We start from the raw sequence: 15,222 nt of genomic DNA on the forward strand, positions 1-15,222 counted from the left end.
CAGAACCGGCTTTGCCTTAAGCACATCTGGCATGGGCCGTCACCGGAACTGGTTCTCGATATGGGTGCTTCATCTTGATGTGGTCGGCGAGGCGAACAGCCAGTGCGACGATCATCTGGGTCGGATTGCAGTGCCCGGCTGTCGGGAAGACCGAACTGCCCTGCACGAAGAGACCGCTGACGCCATGCACTTCGCAGTTGGCATCGACGACGCCACGACCGGGCTCCGTGGACATGCGCGTCGTTCCTGTCGGATGAGCGACATCGACGAATGTCGCGGGAATTTCGGCGCCATCCTTGACCCATTCCTCCAGCTTCGGCGCGGGCAGGCCGGCTTTCGGCAGTTCCTGGACAGCCAATTCCGCCATTCTGCGCATCGTGCGGGACTCGTCGCTGTGGCTGCGCCAGTCCACTCGCGGCAAGCGCATGCCCAACCGATCGCGTCGTTCCGACAAGGTCACGCGGCTGTCGGGATTGGGCACCTGTTCGCACATGCATTGCAGGTCGAGTTCGGTCAGCTTGCGCGGGACCCCATTCTTCGCGCCCAGAAAGTCCTTCACCCCCCTGACGAGCAAATTGCTGTTCGCGATGATATGGAACAGGTCCTGCGGCAGTTTCGGGGTGCGCCCCGCCATCCGTCGCAAGGCATCCCAGGGATCATCCTTTGCCAACACCTCGCCGAGCCAGCCGGCGCTGTTGAGCAGCTGCTCGCGCCGTTGAATATCGGGACTCAGCCGAAATCCGGCACGAAAGAAATGGCGACTGACATTGTATCGGCCAAAGCGCTTTTGAAGAGCACCGGAACCCGGCAGCGAAAAGGTCGCCACCGAACCCCTCAGATGGTCCATGAGGTAGCGTCCCACCTGGTCATGGTCGTTTCCCACTCCATGAGGTTTCGTCTCGTCGGAGTTCATCAGTATGCGTGCATTTTCGACGCCTCCGCAGCACAGGATCACGACGGATGCGGTCAATACCTGCTGACTGCCGTCGGCTGCCACAAATCGCACGCCGCGGATGGCATCCTCCGATTCCGATACCCGGACGCTCTGCACCGTCGCCCCGGTGACGAGCGTCACATTGGGGCCGATCCGCTTGGCCACGTGACGACCGAAGCGCATATATTCGTATGGGTAAGCTTCTTCCGTATCCCGGCTGAACTGCCAGAAGACAGGGATCAGGATTTCTGGGTCGAGATCGAGCGCCGGTCGCTGGCGATTGGCAATCGCCCAGAACCGTTCATCATTGTAGCCATTGCCGAAAGCCAGGCCGAGATGGGAGGCAGTGCGCGCCAGATAAGGTTCGAGATCAGCGCCATCGATCGGCCAGCCGGAATACGGAACCCAAGGCCGTTCTTCATAATCGATGGCGTCGAAGGGGCCGCAACGTCCACCCCAGGTGTGGGAGCTTCCGCCAACGATACGATTGCGAACGGACCACTGGTCACTGGCACGCGGGCGGCCGACATTGTCGATCTCGTCAAGCGCATCCATCCGGGGATCGCGGGCCATGCCGCCGCTCTCCAGAAGAGTGACGCGCAAGTTCGTATTCGACAATTCCTGGGCAAGCGTCGTGCCAGCTGGTCCTGACCCGACAATGCAGATATCGCAGGATGGCAGCGGAAGTACAGTTTCTCCAAAAGTCACGTTTAACTCGATGACGGACATCCAGAAAGCCTTTGCTGTTGCAATCTCATCGACATTGTATCAATGTTATTGCTCTGGACGGTGAAGAATTTCTTGTCTGCCGCCAGTTTTGACTTAATGTTTCAGCAGGGATGTTTCCGATGTTTTTATGGGAGATTTTCCTTACTATACAGGATCTTCGGAAAATTCAAAGAGGTTAAGGTATATGCAAATAGCAACCATACCCTACTCCGAAAGACTTAGCCCCCCTACACCTTTGAAGATCCTCTATGTCCAACCGGGTACGAGCGCTTTCGCCGGTATCGAGAGGGTCGTGGATACGATCTGCTCCGGTCTGATGGATCGGTATGGGAGCCACTTCGAGGTGGACGTCCTCTACACCTCGGTTCACAAAAATCGCCCGACGGAGGGCAGGAATTACACCATTATCGACCGCGTGGCTTCGAGCCGGATCGAACTGATGCGCAACTTCCGGGCCGTCATCGCCGGCAAGGATTATGACCTGATCGTCGTGCCGCAGATCGAGCCGACGGTGATCTGCATGGCCTCCTGCATCGGCATCCGGCGCCGGTTTGCCGTCCATCTTCACGGCAATCCAAAGCTGGAGCGCAGCCATATCAAGGCCAAGATCCTCTTCCTGTTGATGAAGACGCTTTTCCTGCCGAAGATCGCCTCGGTTTTCGGAACCTCGCCGCGGCAGCTCACCTCATTCAATGCGATGTTCAAGAGCAAGCGCCCGCATTATTGGGTGCCGAACCCCGTGCGAAAGTTTGACCTCTCCGATGCCGGCCAGGCACGCGTCGGCGATAACGTCACTTTCATCAATATCGGTCGCTTCTCGTTTCAGAAAGGCCAGGACATTCTCCTTGCCGCGTTTTCCGAGCTGCGGAAAAAACGCAGCAATGTCCTGCTGAAAATCGTCGGTTATGGCGACGGGGAGGCGGCTTTGCGTGCAGAGATCGACCGCCGGGGCCTCACGGACGTGGTAAGCCTGGAGCATCATCCCGAAAATCCCCAGCCCGCGCTGGCGGCAAGTGACGTCTATGTCTCCACGTCCCGATGGGAAGGGTGGTCGCTGGCGATCTGCGAAGCGTTGCGGTTTGGGCTGCCCGTCATCGCGACCGATTGCGAATTCGGCCCGAGCGATATCCTCGTCGACAGCAGGCTGGGCCTGCTCGTGCCGGTAGATCGGAGCGAAGAGCTCGTGAACGCGATGATTTATTATTGCGACAATCTGCGTGCCGAGCAGGCCCATGCCAGCTTCCGCCAGGAGTTCATTGACTGTTACAGCCCGGAGCGGGTGCTTGAGGTGCATGCCAACGCGTTGCGGAATGCGGCAGCGGCATAGGTCTTTGCGGACTGGCCTCAATGATACGACGTGAGGTGGATCATGACGACGTTATTGTCCCGCCGCTCATTCGCGGTCGGCGCCTTGGCCTCGGCGAGCCTTTTCGGAGGCCTCGTTTGGCGATCGAAGGCATCCGCGCGCCCGGAGGACCCGACCAGCGGGCGGGCCCTTATATTTGAGGACAATTTTACCAGGCTCGATTGGTCGACCTGGAGCGCCGGTCCGAAGCCGACGACCTCCGATCCGGGCTTTTACGGCCGTTCGGCCTTCGCGAGAGACGGCGGCGAAGAGGGTTTCAATCCCTATGCGATTGTCGACGACCCGCACGCGAGCGACGGCAGGGCGTTGGAAGTGGCTGCAAAACACATCGGACGGCCGATGAAGGTCCCAAATTATTACGGCAATGACCTCGCCGAGTTTCAATGGATATCGGGCAACATTCAGACGGCCAAGCGCGATGGCACGATCCTGAAAGGTTGGCGGCGCGGTTATTTCGAGGCGCGGATGCTGTTTCCGAGACACCCGCTGAGTTGGCCGGCTTTCTGGATGATGAACGGACGCAGCATCCTGCGTCCTCAGACGAGCATCGAAATCGACGTCGTCGAGCATAAGGGCTGGGAACCCACGCTCTACGGGGCCTATCTGCACGAATGGGGGCAACCCGGCGAGCACAATGAAGGAACCGGCGTGCCCACGCCGATCGACATGACAGCCGGTTATTGCCGATACGGGGTGCTGGTCACCGACACCGAATGCACGATCTATTTCGAACGGCAGCCCATCATTGATACCAGGACCGGAATGCCGGCGGTCTGGACGATCAACCGCTCCGCACAACTCGATGCCGAGCAGGATGTGTTCTGGCCGGTCCTCACGCTTGCCCTGCGTTCGGATGTCCCTTATCCACAGCCACTCTTGCCCGCGGACACGCTCACACGTATGCGGGTCGATTATTTCCGGGTCTATGCCTGACGGACAAGCTTAAGGCGCGCAATCAACTCACCTTTACGGTCATGTAGCGGGTCGACGGGGCTGTCAGCGTTTCGTGCTCGGGCTCGGCGCTTGAAAGGCCGGCCAGGATGAAGAACACAAGGCCGAGATCGACGGTCGGCCCCGCAACCATGGCGCCGATCATCAGGCAGGCGCAGCCGTTGCGCGCGGCAAGCCGGACATCCGAGGTGAAGGTGCGTGGCATCCCGCGCCGTTTCGAGAATGCCGAGATCGCAAAGAGCGAAAACATGATCGTTCCGGGTATTCCCACATTGGAGAGCAGGGCGAACAGGAAGCTTGATGTGCGGGAGGTGCCGAGGCCAATCCCGAGACCGTAGGAATCGAGAAAATTCTGGTATCCATAGGTGTTCCAGGAACCGCGTTCTACCGCGGAAGGCGATGTGGACTTGCTGAAGATAAGCAGGTCAAAATAGTCGTAGAGCTGTCGGAAAAGCGCGTCGTTGAGGGCAATCACCAATGCGATGAGACAAATCAGCGGCGGTGCAAACAGCACGATCGCCGAACTGTTCCTGGTTCCGGACTGCCCGCCACAGCGGAAGAAGGCGGTGATATACAAGATCACGAAGCAAAGCGGCAAAGCCAACAGGCCAGCCGACGACGTAGAGCGTATCACCAGCAGGGTCGTGACAAGGAAAAGGGCGCCGCTCCATCTCAGATCGCGCCCGCAGAGCCACAGCGTGCCGGTAAACCCGACCGCGGCGAGGCTGATGCCGGCGAATGCAGACGCCTCCGGCCATGAGCCGACGATACGTTTGACACCGGCCACGACGTCATCGTCGTGAAATGTGTATTGGGCATTGCGGATGTAGAGAAAGAGGTCTTGAGCCCCGGTGCCATAGGTCGCGATGTCGAGCAGGGCAAAGAAGGCATTCGCGCCGGCGAATACCAGAACTCCGACGGTGATCGCCCTGAAGCCGGCCATGGTGGATCCGATCGCCAGGATCAGGACATAGGCGAGAAGATCTGCGGAAACGTAGACGGCCTGGGTAAAATTGCTGGAGACCGGCCCCAAAGGCACAGTGCTGCCGGTGGATGGATATTCGGAAGAGCCGAGCGGGATGATGTCCGTCATGCGCGCAAGCAGGCGCGGCGCGAAGAAACCCAGCACTGTTCCGTAGATCAGCAGGCAGGCTAGCCAGAACCCGGGCTTGGGGAAGGACAATGCCTTCAGCGCGATGCTGAACTTGTCTCGATAGGTCAGGACGCTAAGAGCAAGGAATGCGAGAAAGAGGTGCGCCGGCTGAATGTTTGCGGAACCCACCAGGATCGCGGCCGCAGCACCGAAAACGGAAAGGCCGATGAAGACGACGATGCTCGCATAGTGTCCCGCGAACAGACAGTAGACCCCCAGAACGAGCGTAAATATCCCGATGGGTTCCAAACTCATGCGCGATACCTGTCGTTGCCGGTGCCCATCAGCCAATCGGTCCGGTATTTGATGTCGGCGAAGGAGATCGCGGGGCCATGGCGGCCGGAGCCGAACCGGACGTTTCGGCGCCTTGCTCCGTCCTCTTCTGCGTTTCGATGATGAAAGTTGGCGGGTCCCGCTTGGCGCCAGGCTTGGCACCGGCGTCCGGGCGCACCTGCGCGACGATCGCCTTCCAGCTCCTCAGGACCGGATCGAAATAGGCGCCCTTGAACGTATTGAATTTCTGCAACGAGGCGTCGCTGTAGCCGGAAATGCCGAACACCGCCTTTTCTCCTTTCTCAGGCCTGTAGCCGGTTCCAAACATCCAGTCGAAGATCGAAAGGTTGGTTCCGAAATTCTTGTCCCAATGGCGCTCGACCTTGCTGTGGTGGATTTGGTGCATGTGGGGGCTGATCAGGAACCGGTCGAACCAACCCAGACTGACCGGAATATGCGAGTGCTTGAGGGGATCGAGGGTCCAGATAGTGAATATCTTGCTCGCGACGGCCCGCAGGGCGACGGCTTCGACGAGGCTGATGCCGAACAGGAACATGAACAACCCGGCAAACATGCCGGTGATCACGCCGGCAACGATCCCACCGTAGACCAGCGGGAACGAGTGGCCGCGCTTGGATGTCAGGGGATTGAGGAAATCGGCCGAATGATGGACTTTGTGCAGCTCCCACAAGGCGGGCACCTTGTGTTCGAGATAATGTACCAGGTAATCGGCGAACTCGGCAGCAATCAGCATCACGATCGTGCACGAGAACGTCACGACGTAATTGATACCCAGCGGCGAAAAGTCTGCAAAGACGGATCGCAAGCCAAAATCCGTCGCGCCGGAAACCAGAGCCGTGGCCGCGAGGCCCGGGGCGACGAAGACGAGATCCGTCAGCTTTCTCCAGACATAGATGATGACATCCATGTGGAAACTTTTCGATGTGAGCACGTTGAAAGGCACGCAGTGCTCGAACATTTCCCGGAATGAAAAGTCCGAGCGGTCTCTCCGCAGCAGGAAGAAGAAGCTCAGCAATCCGGCCCCGAAGAAAATCCCCCATGTAATGGCGAACTGCGGAAAATTCAGAAAATATGCCTGCAGATTTTCCATCTTGATCCCTTTCACTCGTTGCGTGGAGCCGAACGTGCTTCACGTCAGGACGCATTGGGGGACTGTGTATGGTGGCTATGGGTGGCAAGGCATACAACGCGGCGACGAATCTGCCGAAGGCCCGTTCCAAGGCTCGCGCTCCATCCGTCCCAAGGCTCGAGCCTTCGCCGTGCTTCGTAAGTTACGGCAAAACCCAAGGTCGGTCGTTTTCCGAGCCGAGCCCCAGGTTATCTCCGTATCGCAAGTGGATCGTATCGCTTTGAACCGTCCTGGCAACAGCATCAAAAGGTTTAGGAAGAATCGACATTCGTCGCAGCCAAATCATTGAGGGTCGAGTTAGACGGTATCTTTGAAGTGAACGGCCGCGATTATCGATTCCGCGACGGTTGCCATCGGCACCCGGTTCGCCGTCGTCTGATCGCGAAGCAGCTTGTAGGCGGCGTCCTCGTCGAGGCCATTCATTGTTCGCGGGCGGCTACGGGGACGACCGGCTTACCAAGCACGCCGCCGGCCGGTCACGCCGTCGGATCATTGGCGAGTGCATAGTCGCTATCGGCAAAGATAGGCGGGATCTCGATCAGCGAGGCGCCCTTGGCTCCGTGGTCGATGACCTCGAATACGGCGTTCAGCATGCCCTGGACGTCCTGCCGCACCATCTCGATCTGGTCGCCGAGGCCTTGGCATGGAGCGCGATTTTGGCAGTCTCGTCGGTCTATCGGTTCTGTGCAGGAGGCTGCTTGTCGGTCCAGGAGGGCGGCATCCCGACCTGAGAGGCTGCAAAGTCCACCAGGCCGGGCGACCGGCCAAATTTTTCACACGCAGGGTATTTCGGTTTTCCGCCAAGCCCGGACTTGATCCTCTGTCCAGACGGGATCTTTGGGAGGCCCTTGAAGGGCGTCTTACCGGTGACGAGCATCTTGGAGAAATCACTGCTGAAGCTCGACGCAAGCGAGTAGGCGTCGCCAATCTGCGAAACGCGCGCACTGGTGGTCACGAAGTTCGCTCCCTTTGCCCATACCATCGCACCGACTTGCTTGCCTTCCCTTGTGGTTGCCTCGGCCTCTACGGAAAGACCTCCAAGCCCGATGGGCAGCCTCGGGACGGGCACCGGAACGACGAAGTTGGCTCCGAGCGACGTTGCAGTCGACAGGCCGGCTACCACAGCATTGGTCGGCGCGATGCGGGTGATGGTTGCGTGAACGACGAGGTCAGCATCCTCTTTTCGCTCCACGACGACGAAACGATCGCTGACGCCAACACAGAGGGCGCGGCTGATCACATTCGCGACCAGGACCTGATCGGAAGATTTCCTGATTGATAGCGCAGCACCGCCTGAAACCTTCGTTGGCTCGATATAAATCGTTCTGGCGGATACAAAATCGGTTGAAGCGACCCGATAATTTGCCTTGGTCATTCGCCCGTTGTTCGATGTCAAACTCTCGTAGGACGCGAGTGAACTCGCCCGTTCGAGTGGCACAGCGGCGCAGCCGCCAAGCGACAAAGCAAGGAGAGCGAGGGCAATCAGCCGACGGCACGGTTGGATGCCTGCCAAGCCAAGGCGGGGATGTAACATTTCGTTCTCCTATTGGAGGGGGGAGGTCGGCGCGGCTATCGCCACTGTGCTGTCTGTGCCGTTGTGAGCGTGTCGGCGAACGAAGGCCTGTCTTTCCACAGGCTGCCGTTCGCCATTCTTGCGTATCCGAGGTTGAAGACCGCACGCATGTAGTTGGTGTTGAACGGATCGGTGATGGCGTAGGCGACGTTGAAATTTCCACCGACCGTACAGCAGACATTATCCGCGGATGCTGCTTGCAGACCCCATAGTGGACCGATCGTCCAACGCGGTGGCCTTACCAGATAACCTTTGAAATTCACTGTAACGTCCCTCGGAATTAATCTGGCGGCATTAATTCAGAGTTTGTCGTTGCCTTTGGTTTTGTAATGTTAAGAGTCATTGGCCGCTGCGATCGGGTGTCCACCATCGGGTCGGCGGCAGCTTCATGGATCGCCGAGGCCTGGCAGTTGTTCATGTCGCGACCGGCTGACGAACAACGGCCATGCATTCCCGATTGATATCCCGCAACAAAACTTCATCGATCGCCTTGGTTTCGTCCCTGTTTTGACATCGCGCGGTTGCTTGCCGCGGTTATCGATCCCGGCAGTAAAACGGGAGGTCGTTATGACCCATGATGAGATGACGATTGCCGAGGTCCTGAAGGATCCTCTGATCCGGCAAATGATGCGGGCAGACCGGGTGTCTTTGAGAGAGATGAAAAAACTGCTTCGCGAGGCGGCCTGGGGGATTCCGAAGGAAACCTGGCCCTCTCCGGAGACCGCCGGAGCGACATGCGCCACCTCGTCCGGCCGGCAATCCTTGAGGCTGAAGTTGCCGTCAGTATCGTCAGCGGCCACCAGCTGATCGGCAACGTGCCGAATGGAATTCTTGAATAGTTCTTGGTGATGATCAATCGCGAATGCGAGAAGGCCAGCGCATTCACGGCATGACCGTCATCGGGGACCTCGCCGGCATGTGGTCGATTACCTCTGCTTGACGAGAACCTCTTGAGCCGGCGCCTGTTCTCTCGCGGATGAGGCCTGGCTGCTTCGATGCGGAATAGTCTCCACCGGCCGCAATTGTAGCGTCACTCGCAGACCATGCGGCAATACGTTTTCAAGCAGCAGCGAGCCACCGTGGCCCTTTACGATTTCATCCGCAATCGAAAGCCCCAGCCCAAAACCGCTGCTGGAATTTAGTGACCGGGCCTCGTCGACCTTGAAGAAGGGCTCCAGGACCTTGTCCTGGAGCCCTTCTTCAAGGCCTGGGCCGTTGTCGCTCACAACAATTACCGCTCCACCCTGCGGGCTATTGCGCAATTCGACAGCTACCTTCGTGCTGAACCTTGCCGCGTTCTCCACGATGTTGGTGATAGCGCGTATGAGCGCCTTTTGTTGACACACGTATCCAAACCGCTCAGGTCCGCAGTAAATTACGTCATGCCCGAGATCACAAAATTCCGACGCGATGGTCCGCAGAAGACTGGAAATATCGACCTTTCGAAGCGGTTCGGCTGTAACGGTGCTGCTTAAATACTGAAGGCTTTCCTCAATCATGGTGGTAAGGTTGTCAATATCCGCCAGCATCGCTTCCCTGGACGCGGGGTCCTTCGAACGCTCCACGCGCATACGCAGTCGTGTCAGAGGCGTCCTGAGATCGTGGCTAACAGCCGTCAGCATCCGTGTGCGATCATCGACCATTTTACGGATGCGGTGACGCATGTTGTTGAGTGCCGTCGCGAGTGTTCGAAGTTCCCTGGCACCTTCGGCGGTGAATTGCTCTCCTTCGTTACCGTCGAGGCGCAGTCTCTTTGCCGCGTCGGCAAAGCGGACGAGAGGCGACGTGATCATGCGGCTTATATAGAGCACCAGGAGGAGTATCGGCAGCATCAGGATGTTGGCTTTGGCGATGAACTCGACGACTGCGCTGAAAGACGAGGGGGAAACATCGGCACCGGCGAACCCGATAACGAGAGCACGTTGCGCGTCAAGGCGCACCGCCACCGTACTGTGTCCCTCGCCGTCCGAAGTGTTTTCAAGAACCACCGCTTCAAAATCGGCAGGCAATACGTCCTGAAGTGCATCCGAGATGAGGTGATCATCCGTTTGACGCGCCAATTCGCTACTGACGTCACTCCATGGCAGAACCTTCAATTCAAGACTGCTGGAGGCGCTTGCCCTCACAAGATGCTCGATTTCGGCGTCATTTCTGGCGCCTCTGACCTGATGCGCAAGCAGCTCGATTTGAGCGCCTTTGCCTATAAGCATTTTTTCATTCTGGAAAATGAATGGCTCAGGGAGGATCGCGATAAGACAGATAACGAGCAGCGGAACAATAGATGCGAACACCATGAATTGGGTTCGTATGGATGCCTTGCGGAAGCGGCCAATCATGGTGCTATCGCAACCTCCGGAGTGAAAACATATCCGCCAAGGCGCACAGTTTTAATGAATGTCGGCTCCTTGTAATTCGGTTCGATTTTCTGCCGGACACGACTGACGTGTACATCAATGCTACGTTCGACAGGTCCTGCAGAGCCTGCGTGGGTATGGGCCAGTATTTCCTGCCGGTTCATTACCTGCCGGGGGTTCTGGCAAAACACCAGCAGCACATCAAATTCCGCCGTCGTGAGCGACACATGGAAACCGTCGCGGTCGGTCAATTCTCGCGTGACCGGGTCAATCCGCCAACCCGCAAACGTCATAGGTTCCTGCTTTGGCTTGACCTGCGCTGAATACGACGACCGCCGCAGGAGCGCCTTTATCCTCGCCAGAAGTTCCCTGGATTTAAACGGTTTTGTGACGTAGTCATCGGCGCCCAGTTCCAGTCCGACAACTCTGTCTATCTCTTTCGTTCGCGCCGTCAGCATGAGGATGGGTATTGTATCGGACGACCTGATTCTTCTGCATATGCTGAAACCGTCCTCACCCGGCAGCATTCCATCCAGCACTATAAGGTCGAATTCCTTCTTCTTCAGTACGCCGTCCATTTCAACCGCAGATCCGACTGCCTCCGCGACATAACCCGCCTCCTTGATCAGATCGATCAGCATGCTGGCGATATCCCGATCATCCTCGACGACCAGGATTCGGGCTGCCCCCTGTACAAGAACATTGGATGCGACGTTATTCATAGGCTTGGCCATTGTGCCGGAATCCCGATTATCAGTTAGCCCGTTTCGCAGCATGGTTGTCAGCAACAATTATGTTTAATTTTGTTTCTGCGGTTGCAGCGATGGCGACACGCCGCGGACGGCTTAAAGGGGACTTGGTCAATGACATTCGAATTGGCTCCCGGGATCCGGTAGAGAGTTTTCGGCGTGCAGGTGTGAAGCCCGAAGCGCCGGCCTCTTGCGGAGCGCACTGTCCCAGGCGACGTCGTTAACTTGGGTTTTGTGATGTCAAGAAATGTTGTCCCGGTCGACGCCGCTGACCCGCAGACGGCGGCTGCAACAAAATCAAACAAAACCAAACACACTCTTGTACCGGCAAAAGCTAGGTTTTCTCATCTCCGTATGAGGAACTCGCCATGTCTATCGAAACCATTCGTCCGAAGAGAATTCTTGTATTTCTGCCCGAGGCGGCGGCCAATGCGATCGTCGCGAAACTGGCGGCCCATGGGCATCAGTCCGTTGCAGTGTCGACGTTTCCGGAGGCTTTTACTGCACTCCGTTCAGACAATTATTCCTTCGCCATAACGACCCGACCTGAGATCGATCTCCTGCGCAACGTCCGCTCCATACCAGTCGTCAATCTCGAGATTTTCTTTCACACGGAGCCTTCCGGCGATGGTCCGTTGATAACGTCGAAACGGTTCGACAGCAGCGCATTCCTGAAACGGATCGAGTTCCTTGTTCAGCCTCTGGCAACGAGAGTTGAACACGCTGGCGTCGAGCAGGCAAAGAATGAAGGGATGCGAGAACCCAGGACGCCCCGATGGTGGGTGGCGGTGAAGTCCATCTTGGGTTTGCCGCGCCGGCGAGAAGGATTGAAGGATGTTCGATCCTGAGAGGCTTTCAGCGGTCGAGGCCGGCTTCAGTCCGGCGATAGAGGGAAGCACCAACAGAAAAAGAATAACCGCAGCCGGACAGGAGCCTTGGACGATGGAGCTCTGGCGGATTGCAGCTCCACGGCAGGAGCAGGCTTTTTTCGGGATATGTCTTTTGGTTTACTGGCTTATAAGCGCCGCCTCGTTGAGCGGGTACATCATAGCAATTCTGTTTCTGATCGTGGCAGTGGGCCGGCTTGTGCGGCATGCCGCGACCCTGTTTGCATCAAGACTGCCAAGGAGGTCGCAACTCAGGCACTATATCGTGCTGTTTACGTCAGTGGCCTTCTTTTTCCTGCTCGCTGTGCGAGGTTGTTACCTCGCTGCTGTGATCGTGGACGTCGGATTTCATTCCGATCCGTTTGAAGCCCGTGGCGATATCGGTCAGCGTTGACTAGCAGCCAGATTGAGTGCGGGGGGTCTTCTCGCCATCGGCGCCGACCGCATCAGAGTTCGTCGAGCCCTTCATTCAGCGTCTCGATGTTGCGTAGCCGCTTTCTCCCCTCGACGCCTGCCTTCTCCAGGCATCGGGTGATCAGCAGATGGCAGAGGGCCATGACCGCCGTATGGTTGAATAATGGGCCGGGCGCCAAGGTCTGGCATTGGAAATGCCAGGTTGCCGACGTGTCGAACGCGGCACCCTCGTCGGTGATGTAGAGGAGCTTCGCTTTTGACTTCCGAAGCTGGGTGAGGATGGCGTCCACCTGAGCGATTCTCCGGCGCATGGCGAAGAATATGACCACGTCGTCTTCCCGCAGGCTGACAAGATGTTCTCCAAGCGTCTGCCCCGCGCCGGGGATTGCGACGATATCCTCGATGACCTGGGTCAACTGCCATTGCACGTAGGAGGCAAAGGGATGGCTGCTCCGGAAACCGAGCACCCAGACCTTCCGGGCCGCAATCATCGCTTCCGTCACGGCCTCGATCTGGCCCTCGGAAATGGAAAGAAACGTTGCTTCAAGATTGGCGATCGCCTGAGCGACATGCGCCTGCATCGACTGGGCGGCCGCGGCGTCGGCGGCCGCCGTCAGGAAGAGCCGGGAACCGGTCTGCTTTTCGGCCCGGGCATGGCGACGGGCTTCCTCGTAGTTTTCGTAGCCGAGGCGGTGGATGAAACGCGTCACCGTGGCCTTGGAGACATGCGCAAGCGCGGCAAGTTCCTGCGCGGAATAGCTGGCAAGCTCGCCGGGAAAGTCGCAGACGAACTCCCCCAGGCGCTTCTCGGCAGGGTGCAGCTGGGGAATTGCCTGCCTTACGCGATACAGGAACGATTTATCCTTCGGCACGGGAAGCTCCGCCAAGACATCAGCGCGCGGACTTTCCGGTGGGACGCCGCGACTTGCAACAGAAAAAACGACCCCTCCATGGCATTGCCTGGGAGATGCCCCCATCAGTTCGCCCTCGATCCGGCTTCAGGAGGATGGGCGATCCGGGAAAGCAGCAGTTCGACAGCGGAGCGGATAGGCGCAATCACCGGTGACGAGAGAGCCTGCTGAAGATCGTCGGCCGCCTGGCCCAGCGGGCCGCCACCGATGATGACGGCTTCGGCGCCATCCCGTTCGAGACATTCGCGAACCGCAATCTCAAGGGCCGCGTGCAAACGCGCGGGGTCGGAGGCAAGGACCAGCGGGTCGCCGCTGGTCAGCCGTGTACCGGTAAAGAGGTGGGCAAGGCCAAGCGTTTCAGCCTTGGCGGCGAAGCTCGCCACGAGGTCGGGGGTGACAGTCGCGATGCCGAACCGCCGGCCGCCGGCAGAGGCTTCGTACATGCTCGCCTCGCAGATGCCGACCGTCGGCAGGCTGGACAGGGCTTTCAGGCGATCGAGGCCCGGATCGCCGAATGCGCTGACGATCAGCCCATCGCTGGTTTCCTCCGCGGTCAATCCCATTTCGACGACGCCGCCGGCCGCTGCGGCAAGCTCCTCGCCATTCAGGATCATCGATACTCCTCTCGTGGCGGTGACACCCTCCAGGGAGAATTTTTCCGGCAGGTATTTCCGGGCGATCTCGGTCATCATGACCGTCGTCGCCCGGGACGTGTTCGGATTGATCAATGTGATACGCGTCATGTCTTGTTCCGTGCGCGATTGCACGGACGCCCTCCCTGCATTGTTATCGTCTCTCATCATCTTTGGCGTTCAGGCACATTGCACGCAAGCGACGCTGCCGGCTCCGCCGACCGGCATCAAGGCCGGTACTTCCGTGCGGCAGAGATCGGAAACCTGGGCGCAGCGCGGCGCGAAGGCGCAACCAGGCGGCATGGCGGCCAGGTCCGGCGGCGCCCCGGGAATGGTGATCAGCCGGTCGCGTCCGTGGGCCAGTTCGACGCGGGCGCCGAGCAGCCCCTTGGTATATGGGTGTCTCGGTTCGCGGATGATGTCGGCGACCCTGCCTTCCTCGACGATCCGCCCGGCATACATCACCGCGATCCGGTCCGCGACTTCCGCCGCGACGCCGATATCATGCGTGACGAAGATGACGGAGAGCCCGTACTCCTTCTGCAAATCGCGGATCAGCAGGAGGATCTGGATCTGGACCGTTGCGTCGAGGGCCGTGGTCGGTTCGTCGGCGAGCAGGACCTTCGGATTGCAGGCGAGCGCCATGGCGATCATCGATCGCTGCAGCATGCCGCCGGACATTTCATGCGGATAGTTTTGCAGCCGGCGCTCCGGGGAGGGGATCTTGACCTTCTGGAAGAGCGCAAGCGCGCGCGCCGCCGCTTGCGAGCGCGAGATGCCCTCATGCCGCATGATGGTTTCTTCTATCTGGCGGCCAAGCGTGTAGACCGGGTCAAGTGCCAGCCGCGGCTCCTGGAAGACCATCGAGGCGACGGCGCCGCGAAAGGCACCGAGATCCTTGGCCGTCAATCCCGTCACATCGCGGCCGGCGACCGTCATCGAGCCTTCGATCGTCGTGCCTTTGGGGTGCAGGCGCAGCAGCGAGCGCATGGTGACGCTCTTGCCGGACCCGGATTCGCCGAGCAGCGCAACAACCTCGCCCGGCTGTACCGAAAGGCTGACGCCGTTGACGGCTTTGACGGGCTTCCGGCCGCGGTTGAACGTCACGGAAAGATTGCGAATATCGATCATCGCGGCGGTTTGCAT

Annotated in this window: 13 protein-coding genes and 2 pseudogenes; 4 read left to right on the plus strand and 11 right to left on the minus strand. The window is 58.8% G+C overall.

What is annotated here, in order from left to right:
- Positions 1-16: 16 nt before the first annotated feature.
- Positions 17-1,663 (minus strand): GMC oxidoreductase, encoded by a 1,647-nt coding sequence (locus LZK81_RS00405; RefSeq protein ID WP_233954840.1) that lies wholly within the window; start codon positions 1,661-1,663, stop codon positions 17-19.
- Positions 1,664-1,847: 184 nt separating this feature from the next.
- Between LZK81_RS00405 and LZK81_RS00410 the strand changes: the two genes are divergently transcribed.
- On the plus strand, positions 1,848-2,990 hold the full coding sequence (locus tag LZK81_RS00410) for a glycosyltransferase (protein WP_233954841.1): 1,143 nt from the start codon (positions 1,848-1,850) through the stop codon (positions 2,988-2,990).
- Between the two features lie 42 nt (positions 2,991-3,032).
- Complete coding sequence (locus tag LZK81_RS00415; protein ID WP_233954842.1) at positions 3,033-3,962, plus strand: family 16 glycosylhydrolase; 930 nt, start codon at positions 3,033-3,035, stop codon at positions 3,960-3,962.
- A gap of 22 nt (positions 3,963-3,984) precedes the next feature.
- On the opposite strand, the gene LZK81_RS00420 is transcribed toward LZK81_RS00415, so the two are convergent.
- The 7 genes and pseudogenes from LZK81_RS00420 to LZK81_RS00450 form a co-directional block, all read right to left on the minus strand.
- Positions 3,985-5,388, minus strand: a complete 1,404-nt coding sequence (locus tag LZK81_RS00420) for a hypothetical protein (protein WP_233954843.1) — start codon at positions 5,386-5,388, stop codon at positions 3,985-3,987.
- Positions 5,389-5,416: 28 nt separating this feature from the next.
- On the minus strand, positions 5,417-6,517 hold the full coding sequence (locus LZK81_RS00425; RefSeq protein WP_233954844.1) for a sterol desaturase family protein: 1,101 nt from the start codon (positions 6,515-6,517) through the stop codon (positions 5,417-5,419).
- Positions 6,518-6,853: 336 nt separating this feature from the next.
- A pseudogene (locus tag LZK81_RS00430) lies at positions 6,854-6,985 on the minus strand (ANTAR domain-containing protein); the annotation flags it as partial.
- 244 nt (positions 6,986-7,229) lie between these two features.
- Positions 7,230-8,090 carry a DUF3313 domain-containing protein gene (locus LZK81_RS00435; protein ID WP_233954845.1) on the minus strand — a complete coding sequence of 287 codons (861 nt, stop codon included), beginning with the start codon at positions 8,088-8,090 and terminating at the stop codon, positions 7,230-7,232.
- Between the two features lie 35 nt (positions 8,091-8,125).
- Positions 8,126-8,278, minus strand: a pseudogene (locus tag LZK81_RS00440) (alpha/beta hydrolase); the annotation flags it as partial.
- Positions 8,279-9,055: 777 nt separating this feature from the next.
- Positions 9,056-10,465, minus strand: a complete 1,410-nt coding sequence (locus LZK81_RS00445; RefSeq protein WP_233954847.1) for a sensor histidine kinase — start codon at positions 10,463-10,465, stop codon at positions 9,056-9,058.
- Entirely contained in the window at positions 10,462-11,217 is a 756-nt protein-coding gene (locus LZK81_RS00450) for a response regulator (protein WP_046629078.1), read from the minus strand. The genes LZK81_RS00445 and LZK81_RS00450 overlap by 4 nt, the downstream gene beginning before the upstream one ends.
- A 383-nt stretch (positions 11,218-11,600) precedes the next feature.
- On the opposite strand from LZK81_RS00450, the gene LZK81_RS00455 reads away from it, so the two are divergent.
- Positions 11,601-12,080 carry a hypothetical protein gene (locus tag LZK81_RS00455; RefSeq protein ID WP_233954848.1) on the plus strand — a complete coding sequence of 160 codons (480 nt, stop codon included), beginning with the start codon at positions 11,601-11,603 and terminating at the stop codon, positions 12,078-12,080.
- Positions 12,067-12,513, plus strand: a complete 447-nt coding sequence (locus LZK81_RS00460; RefSeq protein WP_233954850.1) for a hypothetical protein — start codon at positions 12,067-12,069, stop codon at positions 12,511-12,513. Before LZK81_RS00455 ends, LZK81_RS00460 begins: the two co-directional genes overlap by 14 nt.
- A gap of 52 nt (positions 12,514-12,565) precedes the next feature.
- On the opposite strand, the gene LZK81_RS00465 is transcribed toward LZK81_RS00460, so the two are convergent.
- The 3 genes from LZK81_RS00465 to LZK81_RS00475 form a co-directional block, all read right to left on the minus strand.
- Entirely contained in the window at positions 12,566-13,405 is an 840-nt protein-coding gene (locus tag LZK81_RS00465) for a MurR/RpiR family transcriptional regulator (RefSeq protein ID WP_233954851.1), read from the minus strand.
- A gap of 104 nt (positions 13,406-13,509) precedes the next feature.
- The gene (locus tag LZK81_RS00470) at positions 13,510-14,187 is read right to left on the minus strand and encodes an aspartate/glutamate racemase family protein (protein ID WP_233954852.1); all 678 of its coding nucleotides are present in this window, start codon (positions 14,185-14,187) and stop codon (positions 13,510-13,512) included.
- 69 nt (positions 14,188-14,256) lie between these two features.
- Entirely contained in the window at positions 14,257-15,222 is a 966-nt protein-coding gene (locus LZK81_RS00475; protein ID WP_371674053.1) for an ABC transporter ATP-binding protein, read from the minus strand.

Origin of the sequence: Neorhizobium galegae, assembly GCF_021391675.1 — a bacterium.
GTDB lineage: Bacteria > Pseudomonadota > Alphaproteobacteria > Rhizobiales > Rhizobiaceae > Neorhizobium > Neorhizobium galegae_B.